The sequence below is a fragment of the Pseudomonas ficuserectae genome (assembly GCF_024584585.1).
Lineage (GTDB): Bacteria > Pseudomonadota > Gammaproteobacteria > Pseudomonadales > Pseudomonadaceae > Aquipseudomonas > Aquipseudomonas amygdali.
Genome location: NZ_CP085684.1, coordinates 3517050 through 3538646, shown reverse-complemented (window position 1 = coordinate 3538646; position 21597 = coordinate 3517050). Strand labels below are relative to the sequence as shown.

Below are 21597 nucleotides of genomic sequence, written 5' to 3'. Positions count from 1 at the left end.
CGGGTGTGCTCGGAATGGGGCTGTCAAAGTAAAAACGTGACTGGAAACCGTGGCTGGAAACAAAGTCTCGCTCATGTCGGCAGCCCACAAACCACGCGGGCTGCTGCATGGCCCGGACGGATGAACCCGGGTCGCGGCCGAGTTTATCACGCCGATGCCTGCAACCACCAAAACCGCCCGGCGCAGCCTCAGACGATGGCTGGCAGTGCGCCCATCTTGCCGCGGTGATAAACCATTGGTGTGACTGGTACAGCGGGCAGGATCAGGTTTTTCACTGCGCCGACAATGATTGCATGATCGCCACCGTCGTATTCGCGCCACAGCTCGCATTCAATGATAGCGGTTGCCTTGCCCAGCAGCGGGTTGCCCAGCTCGCTCAAGTGCCACTCGATGCCTTTGGTCTTGTCCTTGCCCTTGCTGGCGAACGCATAGGCTTCGACCTGCTGGTCGGCAGACAGCAAGTGAATGGCGAATTTTTTGCTGTCGCGCAGCACCGGGTAAGTGTCCGATGCGTAGTTGGGGCAGAACAGCACCAGCGCCGGGTCGATGGACAGCGCACTGAACGCACTGGCGGTGATACCGACCAGATTGCCCTCGGGGTCTAGCGTGGTGACAATCGTGACGCCTGAAGGGAATGACGCCATGACTTCTTTGTAGATACTCGGTTCGATCATCGCAGCGGCCTCGTTAACGCATGACAAATGGATCAGGCATGGGCGCCTGCGAAAGGTTGATCCACACCGTTTTCAGTTCGGTGTAGGCCAGTACGGAGTCTATCCCGCTCTCGCGGCCGTAGCCGCTGTTTTTGAAACCGCCGATAGGCGCCATGGCCGACACGGCACGATAGGTGTTGACCCAGATGATACCCGAGCGAATATCCCGCGCCAGGCGATGCGCACGGCCCAGGTCACGGGTCCAGATTCCGGCAGCCAGGCCGAACTGTGAGTCGTTGGCAATGGCCAGCGCCTCCGCTTCGTCCTTGAAACGAATCACCGATGCCACCGGGCCGAACACTTCTTCCTGCATGATTTTCATCGAGTTGCGGTCGCATTCGAACAGCGTAGGTTCATAGAACCAGCCTTTGCTGTCCAGCCTCGGGCGCTTGCCGCCCAGACGCAGGCGTGCACCTTCGGCCAGCGCGTCCGCCACCAGGCCTTCTACCACGGCCAGTTGCTGGGCTGTGGCCATCGGCCCCATTTCGGTAGTTTCATCCTGCGGATTGCCGATCCGGATACGACTGGCGCGCTCGGCCAGGCGTTCAATGAACTCATCGTAGATTTCGTCCTGCACCAGCAGTCGCGAGCCGGAAACACAGCTTTGCCCGGACGCTGCATAGATGCCTGCGACCGCACCATTGATGGCACTGTCCAGATCGGCGTCGGCGAAAATGATATTCGGTGATTTTCCGCCGAGTTCCAATGACAGTTTGGCGAAATTCTCGGCGCTGCTGCGCACCACGTGGCGAGCCGTGGCCGCGCCACCGGTAAAGGCAATCTTGCGCACCAGCGGGTGGCGGGTCAGTGCAGCGCCTGTTGTCGGGCCGTAACCGGTGATGACGTTGACCACGCCGGGCGGGATACCCGCTTCAAGCGCCAGCCGCGCCAGCTCAAGCACGGTGGCCGAGGCGTGTTCCGATGGCTTTAGGACGATGGTATTGCCCGCCGCCAGCGCCGGGGCCAGCTTGATGGCGGTCAGGTACAACGGGCTGTTCCACGGAATGATTCCGGCGACCACGCCCATCGGTTCATGCACGGTGTAGGCGAACAGGTCCGGCTTGTCGAGGGGCAGGGTGCCGCCCTCGAGCTTGTCAGCCAGCCCGGCGGTGTAATGAAAGAACTCCGGCAGGTAACTGACCTGACCACGGGTTTCGCGAATCAGCTTGCCATTGTCGCGGCTTTCCAGCTGCGCCAGATTCTCTTTGTTTTCGGCGATCAGGTCGCCCAGTTTGCGCAGCAGCTTGCCGCGTGCCGTGGCAGTAAGGCCTCGCCACGCTGGGCCCTCGAAGGCTTTCTGCGCGGACTGCACGGCACGTTCTACATCTGCTTCGTCGGCGTCGGGCAGTTGCGCCCACGGTTCAGCCAGCGCTGGGTTGAGGCTGTCGAAAGTCTTGCCGGACAACGCATCGACCCATTGGCCGTCGATGCACATCTGAAAGCGGGTAAGGCTCATGCAACTATCCCCTTGATCGGGTTGTGGGCAGTCGCCAATTTGTCGAGACCGGTTTTTTCAAAGAAGTCGAGTAACACCTGGTTGACCAGGCGCGGCGACTCAACCGGCATCATATGGCGTTGATCGGGTAGTATCGCGACTTCGGCACCGCTGATGCGCATGGCCAGCTCACGGGCCATTTCCGGCGTTGATCCAGGGTCAAGTTCGCCTGTTGCAATCAGGGTTGGTGCGCGAATATCGCCCAGATCTTCGGCGCGGTACATATCCTGGGTAGCAAACAGCTTGTAGGTAGTCAGGTAGCCTTGCGGATCGTTACTGGCCAGATTCTGCCGAATGGCCGCAATCTGCGCCGGGTTGGCCGCCTGATACTCACGGCTGAACCAGCGTGACAAAGCTTCGCCTGCGTTGGCGTCCGGCCCGTGCTCGGCGGCCTGGCTGGTGCGCGCAATGACGCCTGCACGCTGTTCAGGGCTGCGGTTGAACACGCTGTTGAGAATCACCAACCCGGCGAGAAGCTGCGGAAACTCCAGCGCGAATGCCCTAGCCACCAGCCCGCCCATCGAGAAGCCGACGACCGTCGCCTGGGGCAGTTGCAAATGCTCCAGCAACTCACGAAGTTGCTCGGCATAGCCCGGAAGGCCAGTGTCCGGGTCCGGACGCGGGCTGGCACCATGGCCGAGCATGTCATAAGCGATTACCTGATAATTCGTGGCCAGGCCAACGATCTGGCCGCCCCACATTTCCTTGTTCAGGCCCACCCCGTGAATCAACACCACGGGGTGACCTTGGCCGGTAGCCAGATAGCTGGTACCCGCCGGGGTGTGTTCAGCGGTGAGCTGAATCATGGATCGCTCCTGCGCAGAGGTTGGAAGATTGATCGCAGCTTTTATGGATTACTGAGCCTTTTCGGCGGCCAGTTCTTCCAGGTCGATATAACGATTGCCGATCCGCGGGTGCAGGCGTCCGCCGTTGGCGGCACCGAGGACTACGATGATTTCGTCGGCACGGGGCGAATCTTCGATGTGCATCTCCAGCGTGATGTAGTGCGAGCGCAGGCCTTCATCATCCTTGTGCATCATCGGAATCTGGATGGACGTGCCTGGGCCACCGCGCTTATTGGTAAAGCTCAGGTAGCTCTTGGCCTTGACCGCTTCGCGGTAGTGGTTGCCAAAGCGCAGGGTATGGATCACCGCCGAAGCGTGTTCGATTTCGCCTTCCGCCCCGACCACTGCAGCCTTGCCGTAGGCCTCGATGTTCTGCGCGCCGCCAATCGCATCGGTGAGGCGCTTGACCATCAACTCGCCCAGTGCGGAGCAGTTGGCGCGAATCTCCGGTTTCAGGTCTTCGACGAAACCACGGCCCAGCCAAGGGTTCTTGATCACGGCGGCCAGCCCGATCATGGTGACCGGCTTGTCGGCGGCCTTGCCGCCCTCGATAAAGGTTTCTTCGGTGTACGTGACGATCTTGCGAATTTCAAAACTCATGAACGACTCCCGGAGTGAGTGTTTTTGTATTTCGTCTGATGGTATACCATAAGATTAGGCGTGCAAATGCTTTCTTTGCAGTGAATACAGGGGCCGGGACTCATCTCATATTCCCGGATCAATACGCACGAACCGCTCTGGCTCGCGCTCATCAATGACCACTCGTCAGGTATGAAGGCAATCACTTTGAACAGGCGTCTTCTGGTCGTGACAGATATTCGGTGAGCCTTAAAAAGCCCTACCGAATTTTTCACCTAAGGAGACTCAGAACATGAAAGCCATCGTCTATGGCGGTCCGCGTGACGTCAGTGTCAAAAACGTACCGGATGCGAAGATCCAGAAGCCAACAGATGCTCTTGTCCGAGTGACCTCCACCAACATCTGTGGCTCGGACATGCACATGTACGAAGGGCGCACGTCTTTCGAGACGGGGCGCATTTTCGGTCATGAGAACCTCGGCCAGGTGATCGAAGTCGGCGCCGGCGTCGACCGCATCAAAGTGGGCGACTGGGTGTGCCTGCCGTTCAATATTGGCTGCGGCTTTTGCGAAAACTGTGAGAAGGGCCTGACCGGTTATTGCCTTACCGCCAACCCGGGTAGCGCGGGTGCGGCTTACGGCTTTGCCGACATGGGCGATCATGAGGGTGGCCAGGCCGAGCTATTGCGCGTGCCGTACGCCGACTTCAACTGCCTGCTGTTGCCTGAAGATGCTGCCGAGCGTGAAGAAGACTACGTCATGCTCTCGGACATCTTTCCTACCGGTTGGCATGCCACCGAGCTAGCCGGGCTGCTGCCTGGCGAAAGCGTTGCTATCTATGGCGCCGGTCCGGTTGGTCTGATGGCTGCGCACTCGGCAATGATCAAGGGTGCTTCGCAAGTATTCGTGGTCGACAACCACCCGGATCGCCTGGCGCTTGCAGCGAAAATGGGCGCGACGCCGATCAATTCGCTGGAGCAGGGTGCGGTGGATCAGATTCTCAATCTGACCAATGGCAAAGGCACCGATCGTGGTTGCGAGTGCGTGGGTTATCAGTGTTGCGACCGTCATGGGCATGAGGCCAATCACGTCACCATGAACAACCTAGTGGCCTCGACCAAGGCCACTGGTGGTATCGGTGTCGTGGGTGTTTTCGTGCCACAGGACCCGGGCGCGCATAACGATCTGGCGAAGGAAGGCAAAATGGCCTTCGATTTCGGCTCGTTCTGGTTCAAAGGCCAGCAGATTCGCACCGGACAGGCCAACGTCAAAGCCTACAACCGTCGCCTGGCCGAGCTGATCCACCATGATCGGGCCAAGCCTTCGCAGATCATTTCCCATCGTCTGAAACTTGAGGAAGGTCCTGCGGCCTATCAGCATTTCGACGCGCGCGATGAAGGTTGGACCAAAGTGGTTCTCAAGCCGAGTGCCTGATTGCTGCAACTGATCAACCCCCTTGTCGCCTTTGGCCGTGCCCGGCGACAAGGAGCAGCGCTATTTTTATTCAGTCAGTTTTAATTGAGCCAGGGAGATTTATTCAGATGAACGAAGAATACCCAAAGCCACCGTTTGCCAGTCAGCCGCAAGAGGTTCCAGGGTTGCAGGGCAAGATGGACCCTTATCCGGATTGCGGCGAAAAAAGCTACAAGGGCTCCGGGCGCCTGCAGGGCAAGATTGCATTGATCACCGGTGCCGATAGCGGCATCGGTCGCGCTGTCGCCATAGCCTTTGCACGAGAAGGCGCGCAGGTTGCAATCTCGTACCTGAACGAGCATGAAGACGCGGAAGAAACCAAGCGCTGGGTCGAAGAGGCCGGCAGGAAGTGTCTGCTGTTGCCGGGTGATCTGGCCCAGAAGCAACAGTGCGAAGACATCGTGAGCAAGACGGTGGCTGAATTTGGCCGTATCGATGTGCTGGTCAACAACGCCGCGTTCCAGATGAATCACGAGACGCTGGAAGAAATCTCCGACGAAGAGTGGGTCAAGACCTTCGATATCAACATCACTGCGATGTTTCGTATCTGCAAGGCCGCGGTCCCGCATATGCCGCGGGGTGGCTCGATCATCAACACCAGTTCGGTCAATTCGGACATGCCCAAACCGACGCTGCTGGCGTATGCGACCACCAAAGGCGCGATTGCCAATTTCACCGGTGGCCTGGCGCAGTTGCTGGGCGACAAGGGTATCCGCGTGAACAGCGTGGCCCCCGGCCCGATCTGGACGCCACTCATCCCGGCGACCATGACCGACGAAGACGTCAAAAGCTTCGGCAGCGAGACCCCGCTGGGCCGTCCAGGTCAGCCGGTGGAAGTTTCGCCCATCTACGTTTTGCTGGCCTCGGACGAAGCCAGTTACATTTCCGGCTCGCGCTATGCAGTGACGGGCGGCAAGCCGATCCTGTGAATTCATAGAACGTTTGTGCGGTTGAAGCGGTGCCTGGCGGGTGCCGTTTCTCCCGCATCAGGCGTGATATTTCAGGCGCGATGTATGGTCCGGTGCCACTGCGGATACACACCTTTCCGGGTTTAATGGGCATTGAAGCCTGTCAGTAAGCTGAACGGATCCAACTGTTGCAAGAAATTTCAATGCGTTAGCGGTGTCCATGTAAGACACCCCGTGTTCAGGCAGTTGTTAATGAAGTTCTCCAGATTTTCCCAATCCCTTTCGAAATGGGCCGGCAGCCCGGCCACTTTTGCTTCAGCCGTCGTGCTTATTTGTCTCTGGGCATTCACCGGTCCGTGGTTTCACTACAACGATACCTGGCAGTTGATCATCAATACGTCGACTACCATCATTACCTTCCTTATGGTGTTCTTGATCCAGAACACGCAGAACCGTGACAACGATGTCCTGCACCTGAAAGTCGACGAGCTGTTGCGCGTGACCAAGGATGCGCAGAACTCGTTGCTGAACCTCGACGGCCTCACGCAGAAGGACCTCAGGGCCCTGCGCAAGAAATACGAAGCCATGGGCGGCGAGCACGATATCGAGGCCCCTTTGCCAATGGCTGGTGCCGAGCAGCGAGTCTGATCGCTCAGTAACGCCGTTTTTTCAATTACCTATGGAGATTTTCATGTATCCAGACGTACAGCTTTATATCGATGGCCAATGGCGCGCGAGCCGCGATGGCCGTTCCATTCCGGTCATAGACCCTGCAACCGGCCAGTCGCTGGGCAGTGTGGCACATGCCGGTATCACCGACCTTGACGAAGCCCTGGCGGCGGCCGAGCGTGGCTTTGCCACCTGGCGCGCCACCTCGGCCTATGATCGCTACAAGCTGATGCAGAAAGCCGCGAACCTGATTCGCGAGCGTGCCGACAACATTGCCCGGATCATGACCCAGGAGCAGGGCAAGCCCTTGGCCGAGGCGCGGATGGAAACCCTTTCTGCCGCTGATGTCATCGACTGGCTGGCCGAGGAAGGGCGTCGCAGCTATGGCCGTATCGTGCCTTCGCGTGGCGTGGCCATTGAGCAGAAGGTCGTCAAGGAGCCGGTCGGTCCTGTTGCGGCGTTCACACCGTGGAATTTTCCGATCAATCAGGTGGTGCGCAAGTTGTCGTCTGCACTGGCAGCCGGGTGCTCGATCATCGTCAAGGCTCCGGAAGAAACTCCGGCGTCGCCTGCCGAGCTGATTCGGGCGTTTGCCGATGCCGGTGTTCCGGCAGGCGTGATTGGTCTGGTCTACGGCGATCCGGCTGAAATCTCTGGCTACCTGATCCCGCATCCGGTGATTCGCAAGGTCACGTTTACCGGTTCGACACCGGTCGGCAAGCAACTGGCTGCACTCGCCGGGAAACATATGAAGCGGGCGACCATGGAGCTGGGTGGTCATGCGCCGGCGCTGGTGTTCGATGACGCTGATATCGACCTCGCTGCGCGCGTGCTGGCCAACGCGAAGTTCCGCAATGCCGGACAGGTCTGCGTATCGCCGACGCGGATTCTGGTGCAACGCAAGGTGCTGGATGCGTTCACCGAGAGGTTTGTGGGCCTGACCCGCGAGATCAAGGTCGGCAACGGTCTGGAGGCGGGCACCACCATGGGGCCGGTAGCCAACGAGCGACGTATTCCTGCGCTGGTCGATCTGATCGAAGACGCTGTGCGTGGAGGTGCAACCCTGTCTGCCGGAGGCAAGGCTGTCGAGGGGCCGGGCTATTTCTTCGAGCCAACCGTATTGAGTGGCCTGACACCGCAAATGCGCATCATGAACGAAGAACCTTTCGGGCCGGTTGCGCTGCTGGTGCCGTTCGACACGGTTGAAGAGGCTATTGCCGAATCCAACCGGGTGCCGTTCGGGTTGGCGTCCTACGCGTTCACGACCTCGATGAAGACCGCTCAGGCGCTGAGTACTTACATTGAGGCGGGCATGCTGTCGATCAACCATCAGGGTATCGGCTTGCCGGAAGTCCCGTTCGGCGGGATCAAGGATTCCGGTTACGGTTCCGAAGGCGGCACCGAGGCCATTGAGGCTTACCTGAACACCAAGCTGGTCACTCAGTACAACTGAGTGCGCAACGGGTAAATAAAAACGGTCGCGATGTGCAAGCATCGCGACCGTTTTTTTGTTGCACGTACCCGTCAGTCTTTGGCTTGAATACCGGTCTGTCTCATGACCAGATTCTTTTCTTTCTTGTACTGCAGGGCAACTTCAGGTGCCGGGCCGCTCTGGCCGGTTTCCATCCACTTGCGTATACGGCTGGCGTCAGCGAAGTGGGTGTACTTGCCGAAAGCATCCAGAATAACCACGGAAACCGGACGATTGGCCATGCTGGTCAGCAGCACAAGGCAGTGGCCGGCCTGATTGGTAAAGCCGGTTTTGGTCAGTTTGATATCCCAGTTGTCCTTGCGCACCAGGTGGTCGGTATTGCTGAAACCCAGGGTGTAGGTCGGTTTACGGAACGTCACCGTCTTTTGCTCGGTGGTGCTCAGTTCACTGAGCATCGGGTATTTGCGTGCCGCCATCACCAGCTTGGTGAGGTCGCGTGCAGTGGATACGTTGTAAACCGACAGGCCGGTAGGTTCGACATAGGCGGTATGTTTCATGCCCAGCGCCTTGGCCTTGGCATTCATCGCCAGAATGAACGCGGGATAACCACCGGGATAGCTGTGCGCCAGGCTCGCCGCAGCGCGGTTTTCCGACGACATCAGGGTGATCAGCAACATGTCGCGGCGGTTCATTTCGCTGCCGAGTTTAACCCGGGAGAACACACCTTTCATTTCCGGGGTCTGGGAGATATTGACCGGTATGACTTCGTCCATCGATTGTTTGGCATCAAGGACTACCATCGCGGTCATCAGTTTGGTGACCGAGGCAATCGGTACAATCACGTCCGGGTTACTGGAGTACAGAACTTTGTCGGTTTGCAGGTCGATGACCATTGCGCTGCCTGAGGCGAGGTGCAGATTGGAAGGATCACGATTCAGAACAGCGGATTCGTTTGCCAGCGTGGTAGTGGAAAGCGCCGGGCCGGTAAGTACAAATAATAGGCCCAGAAGAGACAGACGAATTTTCAAGAGCAAGGCTCACTCGATAAAGGTGGTAATGGAAGGGATCGCGTCAAAACGCTGCATTTTATGAGCAGACTTTGCGGTATGTCGATGGGTGTCGTAGGGCGTTTCATTAAAAAATGCAGGAAACGGGATTTCGTTAAGTTGCGGTTAAGTGGCTTTTTGCTCTCAAACCTGTTTAAAACCGAACCACAACTGAATAGTCGTGGTGTGAAAGGCCTGCACCGATTAGCATTCCAAGCCATTCAGGTCACCGATTCAAGGAGTCATGCAATGCTCAAGGGGTTTGTCAGCAAGGATTACGCAGTATTGGTGATCATCGCTTCGCTGGTTGTCATCCTGCTGCTGGGTGTCGGCTTTACATCACGCCCCAGTGACTGGGCAGGCTGGATGCAGGCCATTGGCCTGATCGTCGGTTTGATGGTTGCCGTGGCTGTACCCGCCATTCAGCGCAAGCAGGAAGCGGAGCAGGCGCGCAAGCAGGTACGTGACCGCGAAGTTGGCTACGCACGGCGCATGCAGTATCTGTGTGGCGAGCTGAGCGAATTGCAGGGCCGTATCAGTCTCAACCTGACGCACCTACGCGCCACTGACCGGCACAGCTTGAAATACACATTGCAGGACTACCTGCATCGCCTGTTCGAGTCTCACAAACAGGACCTGAACGATGATCGCGTGGTGCTGGCTCACGAGTTGCGTCAGGTTGCCAATGACCTGATCGATGAACTCGACAGTGGTCGGACCGACCGTGTGGTGTTCATGGCACTGGAAAAGCGCTTGCAGAAGCTGGCACATCGTTGTCAGGTCAATGCTGCTATGGCCGAGCGCGGCTGAGGCGGATCGTCTGCTTTCCCTGGCTCAAAAAAAGCCCGCCTTCAAAGAGGCGGGCAAAGGGATGTGCGGAGCAACGCACGAGGTTCGCAGAAAAAATCAGCTGTTGAGGGGGTGGCACTGCATTTGCCGCGACAAGGCTTCCGCCACAGGCAAAGACGCCAGAGGGCCGCTGACCGGCTCGCCATCCTGAATCAGGTACCAGCAGGCCAGCAGACCTCGCTCTCTGAGCGGCGCTGGAACTGCACTGCCGACGACGGACATGATGTGTACCTTGGTCATAACTGCCTCCTCAATCCATGCCGCTACTGTAGTGGCCGATCGGGAAAGTTAGAAATCGACAGTCTCAATAGTGGTCATTGATAGCAACGAGGGTCGGGCACATTGCATCGGCAGGCGATAGTGTGAGCACACCAATGAAAAACCCGCCTGAAGAGGCGGGTTTTTTGTTCGGTTACCAGCGGCCGCGTGGCGGGCCGTAGTAATAGTCCGGGCCTGGTGGTGGCCCGTAGCGATGGTAGTAGCCTGGCGGTGGAGGCGGTGGGTAGCGCTCGACAACCTGGTAGACCGGGGCCGGCTGATAATAGACCGGTGGTGGTGCGTAGTAGACCGGCTGTTGTTGCACATAAACCGGCTCGCGCTCTACGTACACGGTTCTATCGCGACTTGAAGATACCGCCGCCCCGACAACGGCAGCGCCTACGATAGCACCTACCACGGCAGGGCCACCCCAGCCACGGTCAGCATTCGCCTGGCCAGCAAGGGCCAGGGCACCTACAAACAAGGCGATCTTGGGGATTTGACGAATCATGATTGTTCCTCGCTCTCAACCCGTTGTCGCGCGCCTGCATCACTCTCAAGCACTGCCACGGGATAACACTATGACATCGAAATTGTAAGAATCTGCGAAAGTGCTGAGTAAATTTTATGTAAGGTGTGCGGCGCGTGTCCTCGCGTTCACTGGTGCGTAGCATACGCTTTTATCGAATATTCAAGCCATTACCGTCTGGAGGAAACCCGTATGCCCATTACTGCAAACAGAGACACATTGTTGTGCATGTCCATGGCCGCCCGTCCCGGCAACTTTGGCGTGCGTTTCCACAATCATCTTTATCAGCAGTTGGGCCTTAACTTCTATTACAAGACGTTCTCACCCAATGATCTTGCCGCTGCCGTGGCGGGCATTCGGTCGCTGGGGATACGTGGCAGTGCGGTTTCGATGCCGTTCAAGGAAGCCTGCATTGAACTGGTCGACGAACTTGATGCTTCCGCCGCCGCCATCCAGTCGATCAATACCATCGTCAACACCGACGGGCATTTGAAGGCGTTCAACACGGATTACATCGCGGTTGCGCAGCTCATGGAGAGCCACGCCGTCCCTCGTAGCGCTTTTGCCCTGCGCGGCAGCGGGGGCATGGCCAAGGCGGTTGCGTTCGCGTTGCGCGATGCGGGTTTCACCGATGGCCTGATCGTGGCCCGCAACGAGCAGGCCGGTCGACGCCTGGCCGAGGCGTGTGGCTTTCGCTGGCAGGCGGAGCTGGGAAGCGCGCGACCACCTTTACTGGTCAACGTCACGCCGCTGGGCATGCAAGGTGCCCAGGCTGACGAGTTGTCGTTTGACTTGCAGGCCATCGATGCGGCCGAGACGATTTTCGATGTGGTGGCCACCCCGGCCGAAACGCCGCTGACCCAGGCTGCCCGCCGCCAGGGCAAGCGCGTCGTGAGCGGCGATGAAGTCGCGGCGATCCAGGCATTGGAGCAGTTTGTGCTGTATACCGGCATTCGCCCGACCGATGAGCAGTATCAACAGGCTGCGGCGTTCGCCAGAGCCGGATAGTGGTGGCCTGTGCACAGAGTCGGACGTGGGCGACGGGCGTTACTCCAGTCTGGCAAGGCGCTCTTCAAGGGCAGCGACGCGCGCTTCCAGCTCATCAAGACGCTGGCTGGCAGCCGGGTTTGCCGCATTACGCTCAGGCGCGTGTTGACGGGCTGCAAGCAGCTCTTGCAGATCATCCGGGTCGCCCAGCAGGTGCATGTAACGATCTTCCCGTTGACCGGACTGGCGGGGTACGAGCATCGCCAGGCCTCTGGCGATGAGCCGTTCCAGTTGATGGATGAGTTGCTCGCTGTCCTCGAAATCGTGCATGCGGTGACTGCGCGTGAGCAGTTCGCTGACGGTTTGCGGGCCGCGCAGCAGCAACAGGCCGGTCAGTATCACCTGCGCGGGGACCAGCTCAACGGCCTTGTCGACCCGGTGCTCCCAGCGATCAGCGCGACTGCCCATCACCAGACGCGTCAGGCCTCGACCCTCAAGAGCGCGCAGGCTCTGCCCGACCTGGCCCGGAGTCAGACTCATGACCGGATCGCGACTGGTCTTCTGGTTGCAGGCAAGTACCAGTGCATTAAGGGTCAGCGGGTAGGTTTCCGGGTTGGTCGCCTGTTTCTCGATCAGGCAGCCCAGAACACGCACTTCAGAGCTGTTGAGGTGCAGGGCGTCGGCATTCGGGGAGGATTCGGAGGAGGACGATTCAATGGACATGACGCTTCCCTGAGTGATGGCGGTGGATCAGCGTAGGGCGTGGCGCACATTATTGCCAGTGTCTGTTGCACTGATCTGCAGGGTCGCTGAAAAGTGTCACGGTGTTTGCCATCAGGTGGGTCTATAATTGCGCCTTTCTCAATCAGGATATGTCATGTCTATTTCCCTGTACGCCGCTTCCATTCCTGTCTTTCAGCAAATGCTCAATGCGCTGAGCGATGTTCTGACCAAGGCCGAAGCCTACGCGACCGAGAAGAAAATCCAGCCGCCAGCGCTGCTGCAGGCGCGTCTGTTCCCGGACATGTTGCCTTTTACCCGTCAGGTGCAGATTGCCGTCGATTTTGCCAAGGGTGCTTCGGCCCGCCTGGCAGGCGTCGAGATCCCGCAATACGATGACACCGAAACCACCTTCGCCGAACTGCAGGCACTGCTTGCCAAGACGCTTGCGTTCATCGGCAGCATCACGCCCGAGCAGGTCGACGGCAAGGAAGGTATCGAAATCGTCCTGCGTCCCGGCACCGAAAAGGAAAAGCGTCTGAACGGTCAGGCTTATCTGCTCAGCTACGCCTTGCCGCAGTTCTTCTTCCATGTCACCACCGCTTACGACCTACTGCGCCATAACGGCGTTGAAATCGGCAAGCGTGACTTCATGGGCAAGTTCTGATTCTGAAACGTGCGGGGCTGAAGCCTCGCTGATGTTCTCGTCCCTCGGCGTTATGCGCAAATCCAACTGACTATCGTGCCAATGCTCCGCATTGGCACGCATTGGCTGATGCAGAGCGTCACGAAATGCATTACCACGCGGAGCGTGGGAACGAGAGTTGTTGGGATGTCAGCCCTGTTTTTCGGGCTGTAGTGTTGTTCTGGAGTATTCATGTTGTTGCCCATACTTCTGTTGTCGGCCGCCGGTTTCACCGTGCTGACCACAGAATTCGTCATTGTCGGTCTTTTGCCTGCGGTTGCCCGCGATCTGGATGTCACGGTTTCGCAAGCGGGGCTGCTGGTCACCCTGTTCGTATTCACGGTTGCAGCGTTCGGTCCTTTTCTGACCGCTTATTTCTCGCGTTTCGAGCGCAAGCGTCTGTTCATCAGCATTCTTGTGCTATTCGGCTTTTCAAATCTACTGGCAGCGCTGGCACCCAATATTGCCGTGATGGCGCTGGCGCGGCTGTTTCCTGCGTTGGGGCTGCCGGTATTCTGGGCGCTGGCCAGTGAAACCGCCGTGGACATCGTCGGGCCGCAGTTCGCTGGCAGGGCGATTGCCAGAATCGGTTTCGGCATCGTTTGCGCCACTGTGTTCGGTATCCCCATAGGTACTTTGATCTCCGATGCTTTCGGCTGGCGCAGTGCGTTTCTGGTGCTCGCCGGTCTGGCATTTGCCAAGGCTCTATTGCTGGCGGTCTATCTGCCACGGACCGCGGCGAAGAAAAACCCGGTGTCGATCCTCAACCAGTTCGGCATATTGCGCAGTCGGATGATGCAGGGGCATGTGCTGCTGTCGGTACTGGTATTCAGCGGCATGTTCACCGCCTACACCTATCTGGCGGACATGCTGGAGCGTCTCGCCGGTTTCGACGGCAGCCTGGTGGGCTGGTGCCTGATGGGGTTTGGCGCGGTCGGCTTGCTCGGCAACTCGCTGGGCGGGCGCATGGTTGACCGGCATCCGCTGATTGCCAGCCTGGTATTCTGCGCCTTCATGGTGGTCGGCATGGTCGCTGTGGTGCCCAGCATCAACTCGGTGTTCGCCTTGCCAGTCGCGCTGGCAATATGGGGTATCACCCAGGCAGCCTTGTTTCTGGTCAGTCATGTGCGGTTGATCAAGGCCGCGCCGCAAGCACCTGCGTTCGCGGCGTCGCTTAACATCGCCGGAGCGAATCTTGGCATCGGGATTGGTGCGATGATCGGCGGCAGGGTCATCGATCATCTCGGTCTGGGGAACGTCGGTTTCGCTGCCGCTGGCATTATCGCTCTTGCGATTGTGCTGGCAGTGCTGTTGATCAGACGTGATTCCGGCCCGCTTGCAGCCTGACTTGCGTCGGTAAACAACTGGTTTCGTGCGCTTTCGGCGATGGCGACAACGCCAGGGTGTTTGACCTTGCGCTCTACGGTGATGGCGTAGATGGATTCGGTCACCGCATCAGTGTGGCCTATCAGTTGTACGCCATATTGGCTCTGCACCTCATCGGCGATTACGCTGGGCGCAACAAAGACACCGCTGCCGGATTTGCCAAACGCCTTCATCAGCGCGCTGTCATCGAACTCGCCGATGATGCGCGGCTGGATGCTCTGTTCGGCAAACCAGCGCATCAGCCGGCCGCGAACGACGGTTTCCTGGCCTGGAATCAATAGCGGCGCACCGTGCATGCACTGCGGAAAGCCACTCCCGATACGTTCTGCCACTTCACGGGTCGCAAAGAAGCTGACCCCGCATTCTCCCAGTTTCTGGCTGTAGCCCTTGATATCCAAGTGCTGCGGCATGGGGCTGTCCGAGATCACAAGGTCCAGACGCTGGATTGCCAGGTCTGCCAGCAGCCTTTCCAGTTTATCTTCCCGGCAGGTGATGCGAATGGACTCACTGAGGTTCATGGTCGGGGCAATCAGCCGGTACACGATGGACTTGGGCACCACATCAGCTAACCCGATGCGCAACAGCAGTTGCTGTTCATCGGGCTGCGAGCGCAACAGGTTTTCGAGATCATTGCCCAACTGAAACATCTGTTCGGCGTAAGGCAGGGCCAGGCGACCCGCTTCAGTCATTTCCAGTTGCCGGCCTACGCGCTGGAACAGATCGACACCCAGTGACGCCTCCAGCAGGCTTATCTGTCCGCTGACAGTCTGCGCGGTGAGATTCAACTGCTCGCAGGCGCGCACGATGCTCCCGGTTTTGGCTACTACCCAGAAATAGTGAAGCTGACGGTAATTGAGCATGATCTCTGCCGATTCGGTAAAACCGAAGTATAAGCCTTATAAAATCGAATTTTCCGTATGTTTCAAAATGTCTAGAATCTGCTTCCAACGCCGGGCTAAACACGCCGCCCAGCCTTGCTTAACGAGGAAGCCATGAATAAAACCCTTTACGCTGCACTGCTGGGCTGCTCGCTGCTGGTAATGGCAGGATGCGATCAGATAGAGTCATCCACCAAGCATGTGGTGAATGCAGCAGCCGACACTGCAAAACAGGCGATTGACGAAACACATCAAGCCGCAACCAAGGCCATTGATGAGGCAAAACAGGAACTTTCGGTGCAGCAGCCACCACAAAGCTCGGCTGAAACCGAAAATACGACCGATAAATAAATCTGACTTACAACTAATATTGGCTCAGGCAGGGCAGTGATCTATGGAATACCTATTGGAACTCGCAACAAGTCCGGCAGCCTGGATCGCGCTGGCAACATTGGTGGTCATGGAAGTCGTACTGGGTATCGATAACCTGATCTTCATCTCGATCATCACCAACAAGCTCCCTGAGCACCAACGAGAAAAGGCCCGCAAACTGGGTATCGGTATGGCGCTGGTGATGCGCCTTGGCTTGCTCAGCACCGTGGCGTACATCGTGCAATTGACAGAGCCGGTATTCGAGGTATTCGGCCAGGCGTTCTCGTGGAAGGACATGATTCTGATCGCTGGTGGCCTGTTCCTGGTCTGGAAAGCGACGACGGAAATTCACCACAGCATGGACGTCAAGACCGAAGAAGAGAAAGCCCTGGGTTCGGTCGTGGCATTGAGCATGAGCGCGGCCATCGTGCAGATCCTGATGCTGGATCTGGTGTTCTCCATCGACAGTATCATTACTGCCGTGGGCATGACCGAACACTTGCCGATTATGGTCATTGCTGTAATTACTGCCGTCATCGTGATGCTTGTTGCCGCCAACCCGCTGGCGAAGTTCATCAACGATAACCCGACAGTGGTCATGCTGGCCCTGGGCTTCCTGATCATGATCGGTATGACGCTGATCGCCGAAGGCTTTGGCGCTCATGTACCCAAGGGCTACATCTACGCTGCCATGACCTTCTCGGCAGCCATTGAAGGCCTGAACATGCTGGTACGCAGAGCAAGACGCAAAAAGGCTGCTGCTCAGGTGTCCTCGCACTGATAGCAGGCCAGGCTGAAAAAAGGTCGACCCGGGTAACCGGGTCGACCTTTTTGCATTTCCACTGCCGACAACTTTATTCGAGCGGCACAACGAACTATCAGCTGGCCACAGCAGCGGGTACTTTGACAGCCTTTACCAGGCTCGGCCGTTTTGCCGCAGGTGGCGCTGCACTGTGCGGCTGGTGATGGCGACGGGATATACGCATTACGCCCCACAGCATGGCACTGGCTACAGCAAGCCACGAAGCGAGCAGCATCACGATTGTCAGTTCCAGGCTCATAAGTGCCTCCACATTCCTGCTTTTGTTGCGGTCTTGATAACTGACAGTCTAGTACGGGGCATGTTTCGGTTAATTGACCAGTGGCGCAGGGCTATGAACTATTTTCTCCATTCGGCCCGATGAGCCGCAGTGCCTGACTATACCCTGAACCCCCAGAGCTCTATGATCGGTGTCCAGGCCGGGTCGTGGGTTGCCCGGCATCAGTTGAAGCGAGTGAACATCTTGTCGGTCTCTTTCTATTCCGGTACTGCCGGTGCATTACGTTCATGGCTGGTTTTAGCCTTGCTCATGGGGCTTGTCGGCTGTTCTTCAATGGTCACGCCCGAGATGAAACGCCTTCCGGACCGGGTCGAACTGACGTCGGTGCCGTTCTTCCGTGGGAACGCCTACCAGAGCGGACCAATGGTGCTGGCGAGCATGCTGGCCAACCAACAGGTGCAGACCACGCCCGGCTTGCTCGACAAGCCGCTGCAACTGCCAGGTGCCGAAGACCGGCTCGAACAGAATATGCAGAAGGTTGCGCGGGAGTACGGGTTCATGGTCTATCCGCTTGATGGTCAATTACACGACCTGCTGACTCAGGTGTCGGCGGGCTATCCGGTCATGCTGCGCTTTTCCCAGGGCTCTGCACTGTGGAAGAGCCCACGTTATGCCGTGTTGATTGGTTACAACCGGGTAAAGGAAACGGTATTGTTGAATGCAGGCATGGATCGTCGCTATTCAATGAGTTTCAGCCGCTTCACATCGGCGTGGAAAGAGGCCGGCAGTTGGGCGGTGCTGGTTCAGTCGCCCCGGCAGCTGCCCGCCAACGTCGAGCAGCAGCGCTGGTTGCAGGCCGCTGAAGCTTTATCGAAGTCCGGACAGGAGCAGGCGGCGGGCGAGGCGAAACGAACGCTGGCACGCGGCGTTAAATGAAATAAACGCGGCACAAACAAAAACGGCACCGATAAGGTGCCGTTTTACTGTCAGCGAACTTAAAAACCCAACCTGTCACGCAGGCTGTAATACCAGGCGCCCAACGCAGTAAGCGGGGTGCGCAGCATCTGCCCGCCAGGGAAAGGATAGTGGGGCAGGTCGGCGAACGCATCAAAGCGCTCTGCCTGACCGCGCAACGCCTCGGCCAGTACCTTGCCCGCCAGATGCGTATAAGTCACGCCGTGTCCGCTGCAACCCTGCGAGTAATAGATGTTGTCGCCAAGCCTGCCAACCTGAGGCAGGCGAGACAGGGTCAGCAGAAAGTTGCCGGTCCATGCGTAGTCGACCTTCACATCCTTGAGCTGTGGAAACGCCTTGAGCATCTTCGGCCGGATAATGGCTTCGATGTTGGCGGGATCTCTGGCACCGTAGACCACGCCGCCGCCGAAGATCAGGCGCTTGTCGGCGCTGAGGCGGTAGTAATCCAGCAGGTAATTGCAATCCTCGACGCAGTAATCCTGCGGCAGAAGTGTTTTGGCCAGTTCATCGCTCAGCGGCTCTGTGGTGATCACTTGAGTGCCACAAGGCATCGACTTGGCAGCCAGCTCCGGAACCAGATTTCCCAGATAGGCGTTGCCGGCCACGATGATGAATTTCGCGCGGACCTTGCCTTGCGCCGTATGGACCACAGGGTTGGCACCGCGCTCGATGCGAATGGCCGCCGACTGCTCGTAAATCGTGCCGCCCAGGGTCTCGACCGCGGCCGCTTCACCCAGCGCCAGATTGAGCGGGTGAATATGGCCGCCGGTCATGTCCAGCAGCCCGCCGATATATTGATCACAGGCAACGACTTCGTTGATCCGGCGCTTGTCCATCAGCTCAAGGCCGGTGTGGCCGTAACGCTCCCACAGTCGCTGCTGGGCTTCCAGATGCGCCAGTTGCTTGCCGGTCAGCGCTGCAAATACACTGCCATCCTTCAGGTCGCACTGGATACCGTAGCGGGAAACCCGATCACGAATGATGGATGCGCCCTCAAAGGCCATCTGCCCCAGCAACTGCGCCTGGCGTGGCCCGACGGTTCGCTCGATCACATCAATGTCACGGCTGTAACTATTGACGATCTGCCCGCCATTACGCCCCGACGCGCCAAAGCCGACTTTTGCCGCTTCCAGCACCGTGACCCGGAATCCATTCTCCAGCAGGAACAGCGCACTCGACAGGCCTGTATAGCCAGCTCCGATGACGCACACGTCGGTTTCGACTTCACCCTGCAACGCTGGACGTTCCGGGGCGGCATTAGCTGAAGCGGCGTAGTAGGACTGCGGATAGGGCGTATTTGCCATCCTGAGGCTCCGTTTAATATTCTTGACGATGTGGCGATCGTACCCGAGAACCAAAAGCTCTGCCAGCAACAGGCGAAAAGTGTCATTCCCTGCCAACGGGCAAAAAACGCTGTAATTCATAGGCTTAGAGAAAAAACAGATTGACAGGTATCTGAATATCCGTAGAATGCGGACTCACAGCAGGCACGTAGCTCAGTTGGTTAGAGCACCACCTTGACATGGTGGGGGTCGTTGGTTCGAGTCCAATCGCGCCTACCAGATAAAATCCGCTCTGCTGGGCGGTAAGAAAAGGGTCAGCCGAAAGGCTGGCCTTTTTTTGTCTCTGGGTGCTGAACCCCAGGGTAAAAATTTCGCGTATTCAGAGAGTTACTGCAAAAAAGAATTTGACAGGCATTCGAATATCCGTAGAATGCCGACCCACAGCAGGCACGTAGCTCAGTTGGTTAGAGCACCACCTTGACATGGTGGGGGTCGTTGGTTCGAGTCCAATCGCGCCTACCAGATAAAATCCGCTCTGCTGGGCGGTAAAAAAAGGGTCAACCGAGAGGTTGACCCTTTTTTGTTGCGTCTGTTTCGCTCGAAGCCAGTGCCTACTCTTGTGCCAACGCAGAGTCTTGGCACAAGAGGGCAAGCAGCTTCAGGGAATCAGTCGGTCACGGCGCAGCTTTTCAAATACCTCGAAAAACGCATCGTCACTCGCCTGGAACGCCGTGAAGCCCAGTTTGCGACTTTTCGACATATCCGTAACCACTTCGATCGGACGGCCCAGATCGGCGTCGGTGTGCCATGGCGAAATCAGGCGATTGATATCACCTTCCTTGAGTTGATGCTCGCGGACAATATCGGTCCAGGCAGCCTGATCATCGGCCATCTGCGTTTCCAGCGGGGCTGGCTCGCTCGGAAAATCGGCTGGCTGCAGGTCGAAGTACTCGGCGATCTGCCCCCACATCCAGCTCCAGCGGAATACGTCGCCATTGGTGATGTTGAACGCCTGATTTGCCGCAGCAGGCGTCGTGGCGGCCCACAGTTGCTGATGGGCGAGCTGACGTGCATCGGTCATGTCGGTCAGACTGTCCCACTGCACGCGTGAGCCCGGAAACACGAAAGGTCGGCCGGTTGCCTTGCAGATCGAAGCATAGACGGCGAGGGTGGTCGCCATGTTCATCGCATTGCCGACCGCGACACCTGTCACGGTGTGCGGGCGATGGACGCTCCAGGTAAAACCGTCTTTCTCGGCGGCAGCGAAGACTTCATCTTCTTGCGCGTAATAGAAGTTCTCGATATCCAGGCGCGCTTGCGTTTCCCTGAACGGCGTTTGTGGCAGCGTGCCTTTGCCGTAGGCTTCGAACGGGCCAAGGTAATGTTTGAGCCCGGTGACCAGCGCGACACGTTTAACGCTGCCAGCGGGGCGCACCGCGTCCAGCACATTGCGCACCATTGCAGCGTTGACGCGAATGTTCTCTGCTTCAGTGGCCTGACGCGACCATGTGGTGATGAAAACGTGGGTGGGCTTCAAATCAGCCAGGGCCGCACTGACGGACTCCGGGTTCTGCGGGTCTGCAGCCACCGGAGTTACGCCGGGCCGCGCTGAAGGGCTACGGGAGAGGGCGGCAACCTGCCAATCGTTTTCCAGTAACAACTGTGTGATTGCACTGCCGACAATGCCACTTGCGCCAACAACCAGGGCGGTCTGAGTCATAGGGGATCTCCTGAGACGGGGATGAAGGTAATGAACCGTCTGCTCTCTCAGAACAGCTTCAGGCCTGACCGTTCAACCCGATCTGGCTGATCACCCTTTGGCGTTGCGCCAGATGCTCGAAATTCTCTCAGGCCCGCTGGGCATATGACTTGACGATGGTCTTGGTCGCACTGCTGGCCTTCAAGTCTGCAAGTTTCTTCGGAGCCAGCCATTTGCAAGCGGTAATCTCATTCTGTGGCGAAGGCTCGCTTGAGGCCGGGACCTGCGTAGTGAACACGTAGTGAGTAACCTGATCTTTCTCATAAACCTCGAGATAGAGCAGATCAAGATTTTTCAGGCCTGTTTCCTCGCACAATTCACGCATGGCGGCCTGAGCAGGCGTTTCACCAGCCTCGATCTTGCCACCAGGCAATGCCCAGCGCGATTTTGGTTTGCGCACGTAGAGGACCTGGCCGTCGCGTTTGCAGATGACTGTCGCTCGTTGTTTCATGATTTGTTCACCTGTTAAAACGTCCGTTGACATGAGTATCTGCAAGGACTTCGTGAACTTGAGACCCAAAGGCAGTCAATGATAGTCACTAAAATGTAATAAATAGTTCATTTTTCTGGCCAGGACAAGCTCATGCCAGCATGAAGCAGGGTGGGCCAGGCGCAAGTGCGGGCTTCAAGCCGTTGTCGACACTTACAGTGAGTATGAGTATCAGTGGGTTATTGTCTGTAGTCAGTTCATGCCTTGCGACGTACGGCATGTCTCGTG

General features: G+C 57.8%; 24 protein-coding genes and 2 tRNA genes. 13 read left to right on the top strand and 13 right to left on the bottom strand.

The annotated features are described in order from the left end of the window. Positions 1-188: 188 nt before the first annotated feature. From LJU29_RS15530 to LJU29_RS15515, 4 genes are read right to left on the bottom strand one after another with little or no spacing between them, the layout of a single operon-like run. Positions 189-674 (bottom strand): flavin reductase family protein, encoded by a 486-nt coding sequence (locus LJU29_RS15530; protein WP_002553606.1) that lies wholly within the window; start codon positions 672-674, stop codon positions 189-191. A 13-nt stretch (positions 675-687) separates the two neighbouring features. Continuing rightward, positions 688-2169: an aldehyde dehydrogenase gene (locus LJU29_RS15525; RefSeq protein ID WP_005757901.1), complete on the bottom strand. Its 1482-nt coding sequence runs from the start codon at positions 2167-2169 to the stop codon at positions 688-690. After that, entirely contained in the window at positions 2166-3014 is an 849-nt protein-coding gene (locus LJU29_RS15520; protein ID WP_005757902.1) for an alpha/beta fold hydrolase, read from the bottom strand. Before LJU29_RS15520 ends, LJU29_RS15525 begins: the two co-directional genes overlap by 4 nt. A 48-nt stretch (positions 3015-3062) precedes the next feature. Beyond that, positions 3063-3653 carry an amino acid synthesis family protein gene (locus LJU29_RS15515; RefSeq protein ID WP_005757904.1) on the bottom strand — a complete coding sequence of 197 codons (591 nt, stop codon included), beginning with the start codon at positions 3651-3653 and terminating at the stop codon, positions 3063-3065. Between the two features lie 271 nt (positions 3654-3924). Here LJU29_RS15515 and LJU29_RS15510 point away from each other — a divergent pair, with 271 nt between their 5' ends. From LJU29_RS15510 to LJU29_RS15495, 4 genes are all read left to right on the top strand, one after another. Beyond that, entirely contained in the window at positions 3925-5064 is a 1140-nt protein-coding gene (locus LJU29_RS15510) for a glutathione-independent formaldehyde dehydrogenase (protein WP_057453585.1), read from the top strand. A 107-nt stretch (positions 5065-5171) separates the two neighbouring features. Continuing rightward, positions 5172-6032, top strand: coding sequence for an SDR family oxidoreductase (locus LJU29_RS15505; protein WP_002553611.1), 861 nt, complete (start codon positions 5172-5174; stop codon positions 6030-6032). Between the two features lie 231 nt (positions 6033-6263). Then, a complete protein-coding gene (locus tag LJU29_RS15500; protein WP_005733403.1) occupies positions 6264-6659 on the top strand; it encodes a low affinity iron permease family protein in 396 nt (131 codons plus the stop codon). A 43-nt stretch (positions 6660-6702) separates the two neighbouring features. Next, a complete protein-coding gene (locus LJU29_RS15495) occupies positions 6703-8133 on the top strand; it encodes an NAD-dependent succinate-semialdehyde dehydrogenase (protein WP_005757909.1) in 1431 nt (476 codons plus the stop codon). A gap of 71 nt (positions 8134-8204) precedes the next feature. On the opposite strand, the gene pbpG is transcribed toward LJU29_RS15495, so the two are convergent. Further along, positions 8205-9140 (bottom strand): D-alanyl-D-alanine endopeptidase, encoded by a 936-nt coding sequence (gene pbpG / locus LJU29_RS15490; RefSeq protein WP_002553614.1) that lies wholly within the window; start codon positions 9138-9140, stop codon positions 8205-8207. Positions 9141-9407: 267 nt separating this feature from the next. Between pbpG and LJU29_RS15485 the strand changes: the two genes are divergently transcribed. Further along, positions 9408-9968: a hypothetical protein gene (locus tag LJU29_RS15485; protein WP_005757910.1), complete on the top strand. Its 561-nt coding sequence runs from the start codon at positions 9408-9410 to the stop codon at positions 9966-9968. 96 nt (positions 9969-10064) lie between these two features. On the opposite strand, the gene LJU29_RS15480 is transcribed toward LJU29_RS15485, so the two are convergent. Then, the gene (locus LJU29_RS15480) at positions 10065-10247 is read right to left on the bottom strand and encodes a hypothetical protein (RefSeq protein ID WP_005757912.1); all 183 of its coding nucleotides are present in this window, start codon (positions 10245-10247) and stop codon (positions 10065-10067) included. A gap of 172 nt (positions 10248-10419) precedes the next feature. Beyond that, positions 10420-10776, bottom strand: a complete 357-nt coding sequence (locus LJU29_RS15475; RefSeq protein ID WP_057453588.1) for a hypothetical protein — start codon at positions 10774-10776, stop codon at positions 10420-10422. Positions 10777-10986: 210 nt separating this feature from the next. Between LJU29_RS15475 and LJU29_RS15470 the strand changes: the two genes are divergently transcribed. After that, positions 10987-11802, top strand: coding sequence for a shikimate 5-dehydrogenase (locus LJU29_RS15470; protein WP_257110897.1), 816 nt, complete (start codon positions 10987-10989; stop codon positions 11800-11802). Between the two features lie 39 nt (positions 11803-11841). Here LJU29_RS15470 and LJU29_RS15465 read toward each other — a convergent pair whose 3' ends face one another. Further along, positions 11842-12504, bottom strand: a complete 663-nt coding sequence (locus tag LJU29_RS15465) for a YceH family protein (RefSeq protein ID WP_005757918.1) — start codon at positions 12502-12504, stop codon at positions 11842-11844. 154 nt (positions 12505-12658) lie between these two features. Here LJU29_RS15465 and LJU29_RS15460 point away from each other — a divergent pair, with 154 nt between their 5' ends. Both LJU29_RS15460 and LJU29_RS15455 read left to right on the top strand, forming a co-directional pair. After that, positions 12659-13168 (top strand): DUF1993 domain-containing protein, encoded by a 510-nt coding sequence (locus LJU29_RS15460; RefSeq protein ID WP_002553619.1) that lies wholly within the window; start codon positions 12659-12661, stop codon positions 13166-13168. A gap of 210 nt (positions 13169-13378) precedes the next feature. Further along, entirely contained in the window at positions 13379-14533 is a 1155-nt protein-coding gene (locus tag LJU29_RS15455) for an MFS transporter (protein WP_257110896.1), read from the top strand. Here LJU29_RS15455 and nhaR read toward each other — a convergent pair. After that, on the bottom strand, positions 14425-15432 hold the full coding sequence (gene nhaR / locus LJU29_RS15450; protein WP_257110895.1) for a transcriptional activator NhaR: 1008 nt from the start codon (positions 15430-15432) through the stop codon (positions 14425-14427). The two genes, LJU29_RS15455 and nhaR, sit on opposite strands and share 109 nt — an antisense overlap. A gap of 132 nt (positions 15433-15564) precedes the next feature. Between nhaR and LJU29_RS15445 the strand changes: the two genes are divergently transcribed. Both LJU29_RS15445 and LJU29_RS15440 read left to right on the top strand, forming a co-directional pair. After that, positions 15565-15801 (top strand): hypothetical protein, encoded by a 237-nt coding sequence (locus tag LJU29_RS15445; protein ID WP_005757924.1) that lies wholly within the window; start codon positions 15565-15567, stop codon positions 15799-15801. Between the two features lie 43 nt (positions 15802-15844). Next, entirely contained in the window at positions 15845-16603 is a 759-nt protein-coding gene (locus LJU29_RS15440) for a TerC family protein (RefSeq protein WP_005757925.1), read from the top strand. 97 nt (positions 16604-16700) lie between these two features. On the opposite strand, the gene LJU29_RS15435 is transcribed toward LJU29_RS15440, so the two are convergent. After that, a complete protein-coding gene (locus tag LJU29_RS15435) occupies positions 16701-16883 on the bottom strand; it encodes a hypothetical protein (protein WP_005757926.1) in 183 nt (60 codons plus the stop codon). 219 nt (positions 16884-17102) lie between these two features. Here LJU29_RS15435 and LJU29_RS15430 point away from each other — a divergent pair, with 219 nt between their 5' ends. Further along, positions 17103-17798: a peptidase C39 family protein gene (locus LJU29_RS15430; RefSeq protein ID WP_257112756.1), complete on the top strand. Its 696-nt coding sequence runs from the start codon at positions 17103-17105 to the stop codon at positions 17796-17798. Between the two features lie 59 nt (positions 17799-17857). On the opposite strand, the gene LJU29_RS15425 is transcribed toward LJU29_RS15430, so the two are convergent. Next, on the bottom strand, positions 17858-19141 hold the full coding sequence (locus tag LJU29_RS15425) for an NAD(P)/FAD-dependent oxidoreductase (RefSeq protein WP_005757927.1): 1284 nt from the start codon (positions 19139-19141) through the stop codon (positions 17858-17860). A 181-nt stretch (positions 19142-19322) separates the two neighbouring features. Here LJU29_RS15425 and LJU29_RS15420 point away from each other — a divergent pair. Both LJU29_RS15420 and LJU29_RS15415 read left to right on the top strand, forming a co-directional pair. Beyond that, a tRNA-Val gene (locus LJU29_RS15420) sits at positions 19323-19399 on the top strand. A gap of 166 nt (positions 19400-19565) precedes the next feature. Then, positions 19566-19642: transfer RNA gene (locus LJU29_RS15415), tRNA-Val, on the top strand. Between the two features lie 136 nt (positions 19643-19778). Here LJU29_RS15415 and LJU29_RS15410 read toward each other — a convergent pair. After that, positions 19779-20840 (bottom strand): SDR family oxidoreductase, encoded by a 1062-nt coding sequence (locus LJU29_RS15410; RefSeq protein ID WP_257110894.1) that lies wholly within the window; start codon positions 20838-20840, stop codon positions 19779-19781. A gap of 127 nt (positions 20841-20967) precedes the next feature. Then, positions 20968-21330, bottom strand: a complete 363-nt coding sequence (locus LJU29_RS15405) for an NUDIX hydrolase (protein WP_057423724.1) — start codon at positions 21328-21330, stop codon at positions 20968-20970. Positions 21331-21597 lie beyond the last annotated feature (267 nt).